This window comes from Sphingobium tyrosinilyticum, from assembly GCF_042654265.1.
Lineage (GTDB): Bacteria > Pseudomonadota > Alphaproteobacteria > Sphingomonadales > Sphingomonadaceae > Sphingobium > Sphingobium tyrosinilyticum.
Map to the genome: position 1 here is coordinate 75,382 of NZ_JBHSFZ010000031.1, position 8,923 is coordinate 84,304.

General features: G+C 61.3%; 6 protein-coding genes and 1 pseudogene. 5 read left to right on the forward strand and 2 right to left on the reverse strand.

Annotated elements, in window-relative coordinates; translation table 11 throughout:
• The first annotated feature begins 90 nt into the window (after positions 1 to 90).
• Positions 91 to 2,958 (forward strand): glycosyl hydrolase, encoded by a 2,868-nt coding sequence (locus tag ACFO3E_RS14810; protein ID WP_380805652.1) that lies wholly within the window; start codon positions 91 to 93, stop codon positions 2,956 to 2,958.
• A 124-nt stretch (positions 2,959 to 3,082) separates the two neighbouring features.
• On the opposite strand, the gene ACFO3E_RS14815 is transcribed toward ACFO3E_RS14810, so the two are convergent.
• On the reverse strand, positions 3,083 to 3,442 hold the full coding sequence (locus ACFO3E_RS14815; RefSeq protein ID WP_380805655.1) for a hypothetical protein: 360 nt from the start codon (positions 3,440 to 3,442) through the stop codon (positions 3,083 to 3,085).
• 1,397 nt (positions 3,443 to 4,839) lie between these two features.
• Between ACFO3E_RS14815 and ACFO3E_RS14820 the strand changes: the two genes are divergently transcribed.
• Both ACFO3E_RS14820 and ACFO3E_RS14825 read left to right on the forward strand, forming a co-directional pair.
• On the forward strand, positions 4,840 to 5,346 hold the full coding sequence (locus tag ACFO3E_RS14820; RefSeq protein ID WP_066529619.1) for a DUF736 domain-containing protein: 507 nt from the start codon (positions 4,840 to 4,842) through the stop codon (positions 5,344 to 5,346).
• 81 nt (positions 5,347 to 5,427) lie between these two features.
• A complete protein-coding gene (locus ACFO3E_RS14825) occupies positions 5,428 to 6,441 on the forward strand; it encodes a DUF2493 domain-containing protein (RefSeq protein ID WP_066529615.1) in 1,014 nt (337 codons plus the stop codon).
• An 81-nt stretch (positions 6,442 to 6,522) separates the two neighbouring features.
• Here ACFO3E_RS14825 and ACFO3E_RS14830 read toward each other — a convergent pair whose 3' ends face one another.
• A complete protein-coding gene (locus tag ACFO3E_RS14830) occupies positions 6,523 to 6,864 on the reverse strand; it encodes a hypothetical protein (RefSeq protein ID WP_066529611.1) in 342 nt (113 codons plus the stop codon).
• Positions 6,865 to 7,325: 461 nt separating this feature from the next.
• On the opposite strand from ACFO3E_RS14830, the gene ACFO3E_RS14835 reads away from it, so the two are divergent.
• Together ACFO3E_RS14835 and ACFO3E_RS14840 are read left to right on the forward strand one after the other, a co-directional pair.
• Complete coding sequence (locus tag ACFO3E_RS14835; RefSeq protein WP_066529607.1) at positions 7,326 to 7,652, forward strand: CopG family transcriptional regulator; 327 nt, start codon at positions 7,326 to 7,328, stop codon at positions 7,650 to 7,652.
• Positions 7,649 to 8,824 (forward strand): annotated as a pseudogene (locus ACFO3E_RS14840) (type IV secretion system DNA-binding domain-containing protein); the annotation flags it as partial. The gene ACFO3E_RS14835 and the pseudogene ACFO3E_RS14840, both read left to right, overlap by 4 nt.
• Positions 8,825 to 8,923: the final 99 nt, after the last annotated feature.

An 8,923-nucleotide genomic window follows, 5' to 3' on the forward strand; every position in this document is an offset into this window, starting at 1 on the left:
CGAATGAGGGCGGCCGCGGATGTCTGCTGTACGTGATAGAGTTTTGCACCTGAAGTGCCCCGAGCACATCGTTGAGAAAGAGATCAGATCATGTTCGCCAAGAGGAAAACGGCAAAGCTTCTGGCAGCCACCGCAATGGCCTTGTCCGTTCTGAACGTGCAGGCTTGGGCGCAGTCCTTGTCGGAGGCGTTCAAGTCGCCATCGATGGAGGCTAAGCCCCGCCTGCGTTGGTGGTGGCCGGGGGACGCTGTCACTGATGGGGAATTGCGACGCGAGGTCCAACTGATGGCACAAATGGGCTTCGGCGGCGCCGAGGTGCAATCTTTTTCACCGAATTTCGTGACGTTGACGCCGGAGGAGCGGGCGGTGGTCAACGACTATGCCGAACCCAGCTTCTTCGCGCACCTGCGCGCGGCGGCGGAAGCCGCGAAGAGCGCCGGTCTCAGTCTCGACTATACCTTGGGGTCTGCCTGGCCGTCCGGCGGCGGCGAAGCAATTCCGCCGGAAAAGGCGTTCACGGAATTGGCCATGGCGCGTACCGCGGTGAAGGGCGGCACGACCGGCCCGATCAAGGTCGAACTGCCCAAGCGGACCAAGAGGCTGGGCGCCCTCAACTTTTTCGATCCGCGTACTAAAGATCCCAAATATGCGGATTGGGGTAAGCGGTTACATGCCCGCGCCCGTACCGTCGCGGTGGTTGCGATGAAGGGCAGCGCGCCTGACCTGAAGAAGCGCAGCGGCATGAACGGGATGACCATTTCTCCCTGGAGTGATGTGCTGACCTCCGGCACGCTCGATCCAGCCAGCCGCATTGTTCTGACCGACAAGCTGCGGGAGGACGGCACGCTCGATTGGACGCCGCCGGCTGGTGAGTGGCAGGTCTTCGTATTTCGGCAATTTGCTTCCGATGTCGGTGTGCTGGGAGCGGCCGGACGGGGACCGCAACTGATCCTGGATCACACGGATCCTTCAGCATTTGCAGCACATGCTGCGCGCGCCGGCGATCCGCTGGGCAAGAACCCGCCGGGCGTCCGCTCGACCTTCGTCGATTCCCTTGAGCTGATGCAGGATATTCAGTGGGGGCCAAAACTGCTCGAGGAATTCAGGAAGCGGCGCGGATATGATCTGACGCCTTATCTTCCCTTTGTGCTCCAGCCGGGATGGATGCAGGCATGGGACGAACATTATTCGCCGCCCTATTTCGAAGCCGCGAACAGCGACCTGGCAGAGCGTGTCAGGGCGGATTATCGCCGTACCGTGTCTGACATGATGATTGAGGGCTTCATTGAACCCTTCGTCGCGTGGAACCATGCCCATGGCCTGAAGGCCAAGTTCCAGGCGCATGGCGGCGCATTCGATACCATTCGCGGCTATGGGCTTGCCGACATACCGGAAACCGAGGATCTTGTTCACAGCGGTGATCCGCTATTCATGCGCCTCGCCCGTTCTGCCGCCAATCTCTATGGACACCACATCATCTCTGCCGAAAGCCTCGTATGGCCCGACCGGGCCTATAACGTCACGCCGGCCGAGATGCGGCGGCGCATCGACCTCATCATGGCCGGCGGGGTCAACAGCATGATCCTGCACGGAATGAACTACCGTTTCCACGCGGAGGATTGGCCGGGCTGGCACGCCTTCCAGCCGAGCCCCTTCTCTCTGGGCTTTAGCGGACCCATCAATGAGACGAACCCCGTCTGGCCAGCCATGAAGCCGCTTGCCGCCTATATGGGCCGGTTGCAGGCCGTCATGCAGGCGGGAAAGTCTGTCGTTCCCGTCGCCTGGTTCTATGGCCGCTACGGCTACTATATCGGTATCGAGGATGGGGGCGCGGGCAAGCAGGCCGGCGAGAAGGCGTTCCTTGCCGCCGGATATGATTTCGACCGGATCAATCCTGACTCCATAGCGCAGGCGAGGGTCGAGGGCCGCCGTCTTATCTCAAAGGGCGGGCACGAATATGGCGTGCTCGTGCTGCCGCCGATCGAGGGCATCCGGGCCGACACGATGGAAGCGATAGCAGGCTTTGCCAAGGCGGGCCTGCCCGTCTTCTTCACCGATCACGCACCCCGCCGCGATGAAGGACTGGCCCACGCGAAGGCGCGCGACGCCCGCGTGAAGAAAGCTGTGGCTGCTGCGATGAAGGCGGGCGCCAAGATCGTGCCTGCAGTGGAGCTGCCAGAGGCGATCCGCGCAGCAGGCGTCGCAGGCAATCTGCGTTTCGAGGGCGATGCTTCTGATATTGTTTTCGTTCAGCGCATTGTGGATGGGCAGCCGGTCACCTTCATTCACAATCGGGCTGATGCCGCGCGGAGTCTGACGGTGTCCCTACCGGGTGTGGGCGGCGTCAGGCGCTGGAACGCAATGGACGGTAGCGTAAATCCTGTCACCGCCAGTGCTGCGGCGGACATGACCCAGGTGCCTCTGTCGCTTTCCGCTGGCGAGAGCGTGCTTCTCGTTCTTGATCCCAGAACCCGTCCGCAGTCCGTCGCGGCCTCCGAGGTAGTGGGATCGGCAGCCTTGCCCGCCGAAGGCTGGGCACTGTCGGTGTCCGGTCATGTGGCGCGCAAGCCCTATGCTCATGATTTCGGCAAGGTCGCGCTGCAGGACTGGAGCAAGGTGTCGGAGCTGGCGGGCTTCTCCGGGGAAGCCATCTACAGTCGTTCGATCAGCGTCGATTCATCGTGGCTCAAGCCAGGCACGCGCGTCAGTCTCGATCTGGGCCAGGTGTATGACATGGCGACAGTGACGATCAACGGCCGCACTTTACCTCCGGTCATCGCGGCGCCGTTCCGCATCGATGTCACGGATGCGCTGCGACCAGGTCCGAACATGCTTAAGGTAACTGTGGAGAATGTGCCGCAGAACGGCATGATCGATCCGGGCAATCCCGCGCTCAAAAAGTTGAAACCGGTCGCGGCGGGATGGGCTGCCGCAGGGCGGCTGGAGGCGAGCCGGTGATCACAGGCGCGAGCGGGGTCCCCCGCTCGCAAGCTCCTATTGGCGCCGGCTGCCGCTCCGCATCACCAGAGATCGCGGTCGAGGAGCATGAGATCGACCACCTTCCTCCGATACGCTTCGGCGGTCAGAATATGTTCAGCCACGGCTTCCGGTTGCGAAGTGCCGTCCGTTGCGCGGCGGCTCGGATGTCTTGCGCCAGCAGCCGAACCGCATTCAAATAACCGAGTTCATGCATCAGTGGTGCAAGGTCGGGAAATCGACGGCGGTTCAGAAGGATCAGCGCATGAAGGCCGCGGAACAGCGGATCGACGAGCAGCGAAGCCATGTCCGCCACGCGCAGGCACAGAACCTCGCCTATGTCTTTGACGTCGCCCGTCGACTGAACGGAACAGGTCGGATTTCGTCGGAAACGGCTGTAAAGCGTTGTACGGGCGAGGCCGGTTTCTGAGGCGATCTTCTCCATCGATACGCCGTCGTAAGCCATCGGGCAGAAACATGCATCTCGCCGTCGCAAGGATCGCCTGCTCGAGCAGGGCCATCTCTGTCGAATTAGGACGTCCCCTTTTTAGAGACAGTTTTGCAGGGCTGGTGCTTCGGCATGCCATCATCACCTTGTGATGCGGGATGGTCGAGATGGCAACGCCGTTGCCGGTGCGAAACCAGTGTTACTTCAGTCTGGCCAAATCGGTGTGGATAGCCGATGCCTGAGCGGACGGGACTGGCCACACCTGCGCGAAAAATGGATTTGACGCTGCCACTCTAGGATGGCTTTCGAGGTCGGTCTGACAGGCGGGACACCAATGCCCACCCGCCAGATAAAGATTGGGCGACATCGAGAATGGATGGCCCAGACTGCATTCCCAATCCACGGGCGTGAACGGCTCCTCAAGAGCGTTTGCATCGGATGGCCGGAACGCGATCGGGATTTGCTCCAATATTTAGGTCGAGCGGTCTATCGGTTGCAGATTGTATCTTCCCCGGAAGGCGGGCTGCGCGTTCCCTCGCGCGGCCCGACTGAGCACCGCTTTCGGCACATAGATCAAGCTTGCGCGTAATGCTCCCACTGCGTTTACCTGATCGCTGAACCGTGTACGGTCGAATCACTTCGATCACTGTCGCCATTAAATGTGCCCGCGGATTGAGAGCCTCTCGCTCCGTCGGTGCTACGCCCTGGCCCGAGCTGCACGGCGGCCCTGAGGCCCCTCTTTGCAGGGCGCCGGACTCTATCTCCGCTCCGCTCCAACCAAGCCCTCTACGGGATCCTGGCTGCTGGTGTCCTGACGATCCCTTCCGCGAGGTTGGTGGATAGGTCTGCTCCCTCCCGCTGACGTCATTGTCTGGTGCGCAACCTGCGCATTTCAGGCTCCGCCTATGGAATCGCGCTACGCGCGATGTGGTTCGTGGAGCCGGCGGACAAGCTGTCACCCCCTTCGCCGCCCTCGCAGGTTCTGCGCGTTGCAGAACCGGTTTCGGCCACAACGAGTTGCGTCGGCGCCAAGCTCCGCCAGGCGAAAAGGGGCCGGCAGCGTTTGTCCGTTTCAGCGGCGGCGCCGGCCCCTTTTCACCAGGCTACGCTAAGCCCCTCCCGTGCCTGTTGTAGCCAAGAGCCCGGTCCTGCGCCTTCAGACCTGCGAGGGCGGCTCCGGGTGCGATGACTTGTAAGCCGGCCCACGCTCCCTCTCCTTCGATAAGGAACCGGCCGCGGGCGGCCGGTGCGTCATTTTGGCCGCTACGCGGCGGTCTTTGTGCTCGGGCTCACCAGGTGCGATGGGAAATCTGTCAAGAAATCAATGAGATGGAAGAAATTCAGGGAAGGGGCTAAGTTAAAAATGCGGACAGGGAAGGAAACCTAAGCCGCATTTTAGATGAAAGGATGAAATCATGAAGATCGGAAACTTCAAGTTTGATGAACGCATCAACGATATTGTCGGCAAGATCGCCACGCGGGAACTGCATTTCCCTTATCTCATCATGCGCAAGGTAACGGATCGACAGAGTGACGCCACTCCGCTCTATGAGGTCTTCGAGACGAACCGCGCAGGCGATGAAATCCAGATCGGCGCGGTCTGGGAACGCAAGATGAACCGCAGCGGCGATACGTTTCTCTCCGGGATGATCGATGATCCGAGCTTCCCCGAGCCGCTGTCGATCGCCCTTTTCGGCGATGAGCGCAATGGCTTCGATGTCCAGTGGCGGCGCGGCCGCGACCGGGACGCGCAAAGCGGCGGCCTTGGCGGACGGTCTGGCAGCGGCCAGCGCCAAGAAGCCGGCGCTGGCGGTCTTGGCAGACGGCAGGGTGGCGGCTTTGCGGACGGCAGCACCGCAGGGGCAGGCGGCGAATATACCGGCGGCCGGCGCAGTGACCTTGATGATGAGGTGCCGTTCTAAGGCGCTTTGCAAAACGGGCCGGGACGCGCCGCCACGCTCTCCCGGCCCTGAACGGTCATCCTCTCAGGAAGGAGCAACCTCATGAGCAAGCCAACCGCCTCCCGGAGCGTTAGCAGCTTTGGCGACCTGCCGGAATTTTATGCCGAACTCATCGCCACGCCTGATTTTCAGGCGTCCTTTGGCGATCCGATCCCGCTCACCATCATGGAACGCGGCGCGGAACCCGCCGAACTCGAGATGCCCGAACCCATCGCGGCGCAGGCCGAATGCGGCGGCATCATCGCATCGATTTTCGAACTCTTCACCGACACTCGCCTTGAAGCGCTGGCACCGGAAGTCGCATGGGGCATCGTGAATTCGCTGCACTTTGTGGCCGGAAAACTGGAGCGGCGCGAGGACCAGCTTGCCGACAACATCCGCGATATGGCGAGGCGGCTAGAGCCAGGGGAAGTCTTCATGAAGGAACTAGAGGACACGCAGCTTGAATGCCAGTCTATAGCGGAACAGCGCGCCGCCATCGAGGCAATGCGAGACTATGCCGCCGCGATGTTCCGCACCTGCTCCGGCCGCCCATGGTCCCCGGCGCGCGGGTCCCGGGCCTCCCATGTCACGACCGCAAGCCAGATTTCTGCGCTCGACTTCCTGCGCGTCAGAGCGGAAAAGCGGCGCGAGCGCTATGAACCGCAAGGCCCGATCGTAGTCGTGTCGGGCCCGCAGAACTGGCATGACGGGCGCATCATATGGAACCGCCTCGACCAGATTAGGACGCGCATCCCCCGCATGGTGCTTGTCACGACCGGGCAGCGCTTGGGAGTGGATGCCGCCGCCTCCGCATGGGCTGCGCAAAGGGGCGTGCCATGCGTGACCTTCGGCATCTATGGGCGCGGTAAAGACGCAGGCTTCAAACGAAATCGCGACATTGCCGCGCTCATGCCGGTTGAGGCGATCCTGTGCGAAGGGTCAGGCATTCAGGCGAGTCTCTATGAATTGTTCAACCCGCAGAGGGGGCATCGCGTGCCGACACATGTCTTTTTGAAGAGCGAACAGGCACCGGACATTCCCTTCAAACGCAGGCGGCGCGTGATACCCGCCTAGACCCGACGACAGAAGAGAGAGGGACCGGCCCACCAATGCGCGCCGGTCCCTTTCTGGTGCCTGCGGCACAGTCCCATATTGCTATAGCTGTACGACAAACAGCGCCTCCCCTTCTCCATTCGCTCCACCGCCTTGCGGCAGTTTGCGTCGCGCCTCGGCAGGCTTCTTTAGCGGCGTCTGTTCAGGAGGCGCGCTGGCCCGTGAAAATGTCTTGAGCGCTGCTATCGCAGCGCCGCCGACCCGGATAGCGTGGCTAAGCACGTCCCGAAATTCACGCTCGCTCAACCTTTCGACGGCAAGTTCCGTCGCGACTTTTCCATAATGCGCACGTAAAGCCCGCCGCACCGATTCCGCCTCTTGGGCGAGGCTTTGCTGGTCTGCCTCTATCTTCGCGAGCCGCTCGCGATCTGTCATCTTGGGCATGTATCGACTCCTCATTGCAAGGGGTCTGCCCGCCACCCCTGATTATTCCCAAGGGAGCAGACGCCTGCAACGCTGTTAACCGATCGGCCGCGCTAACGCGCGGCGTCTACCCCGTTTTCAAGAGGCCGCCTCCGCCATTTGATGACGGGCGCAGCGACCGAGCGCTGCGAAGGGCGGACGCACGGCCCCCGGGCCGGTGAAATGCACCCTACGCACGGATGCTGCGACAAAGTCCTGTTTAAGTTCAATGCTTTATGGTCGAATACGGGTATTCGCCCGACCCCAGGTTTTGTCACCCATGTCGGACAGCCTGCCCACGGTTGCCATGTGAATCCTAGAAATCCGCCATTTTCAGCTGTATGACATGTCATCCAGTCGATCGAATTGCACCCAACTGAAAACAAAGGTATAAAGGCAGCGCTTCCCGACATCCGCAGGGCTCCAGCTAATGGAGCTTACCTGTGGTTAGACTTAGTTTACGTATCGAAGAGGGGCTCCATGAGCGCCTCTTCCGGCGCGCTGCTGCCGCCGACCTCAGCCTGTCGGAGTTTGTCCGGCTGGTACTGGCCCAGGCTGCCGAACCCAATCGCGGCTATATCTTCTCGTCCAAGGATGAGATCCTCGCCACCAGCATTCAGATCCTTTCCATCCTCGTAGTCGCGGTGGGGCGGCGCTCTCCGGAAGCCGTCGAACAGGGTATGGCCGAGGCCCGCGTTCTCCTTGCTGAGAGGGGCTTGCTTGATCCGGAACTGGAATCAGATCCGGGTGCGCGGGAGGTGCGGCGATGAGCATCTTTCGCAACGATACGCTGGGCTCTTGGACTCGCGGCGGCCAGGCCATCGTCCACAATGTTCGAATGACCACCCAGGTCTTTTTCCAGACCATGTCCGCCTGTCTTGTGCTCTGGGTTATGGGTATCATCTGGTATTGTTTCGAGACCCTGACCGCCTACCAGCGTTATGTGCTGGTTCAACTGGCGCTCGCCGAATTCCGGAAGGATGCGACGCGGGGCGCCGCCGACCTGGTCCAGTTTCAGACACCTGGTGGTTACAAATATTGGACGACGGCCGAGGCTCTGCTGAATTCCGGCGTGGCGAGAAAGACGCTAGAGGCGGGCGAAGCCGCGCTCATCACGGGCTCCCTGATCGGCGGGATCGGCGCCGCCATCGCGCTCGGCTCGGCCTGGTATTATTTCACGCGGACCGGGCGGGGTCTGGGGTCGAACCAGTTCCTGCGGGGCACCCGGTTCGGCACCGTCAGATCGATCCGGCGGCTCCTGCGCCGGTACCGTAAGGGGAGTTTCACCATCGCCGGCGTGACAATGCCGCATGCATTCGAGCCGGAGCATATCGTCCTTTGCGGCGCGCCTGGGACCGGTAAGACTAACATCATCACGACGATGCTGGAGGGCATCAGGAAAAACGGAAAGCGCGCCATCGTCTATGATACCGCCGGCTCCTTTGTGGAGAAATTCTATCGGCCAGGGAAGGACATCCTCCTCAACCCCTTAGATCAGCGAACCGACCATTGGTCGCCCTGGGTCGATGTTCCTCGGGAATATCATTACGACCAGATCGCTCAGTCCACGATCCCCGACAAGGCGGGCGATCCCTTCTGGGCGAAGGCCGCACGCGGTACGCTGGTCGGCGTTCTGCGCAAGCTCGCCAGGCAGCAACATACGCTGGTCTCCATCCTGCTCGATCGCCTTCTTCGCTCGGGGCTAAAGGACCTCGTCGCCTTCGCCGAGGGGACCGAGGCCGCTGCCTTCATCAGCATGGAAGGGGACCGGACCTCCGCCGGCATCCAAGCGGAACTTGCTTCGGTAATGCGCAGCTTTGCCTATCTAGACGACACCACCAACGGCTTTTCGATTCGTCGTTGGGTAGAGAATGAGACGGATGATAGCTGGCTGTTCATCACGGTGAAGGCGGATCAGCTACCTTCCCTGAGGCCGCTCATTGGACTTGTAACGGTTTTGTGCCGGTCACTTGAGAGTTTAAGGCTCATTCAAGGAGACCGACGAGATGATCAAGCATAGCGAAGAGTTCAAGCAGGAGGC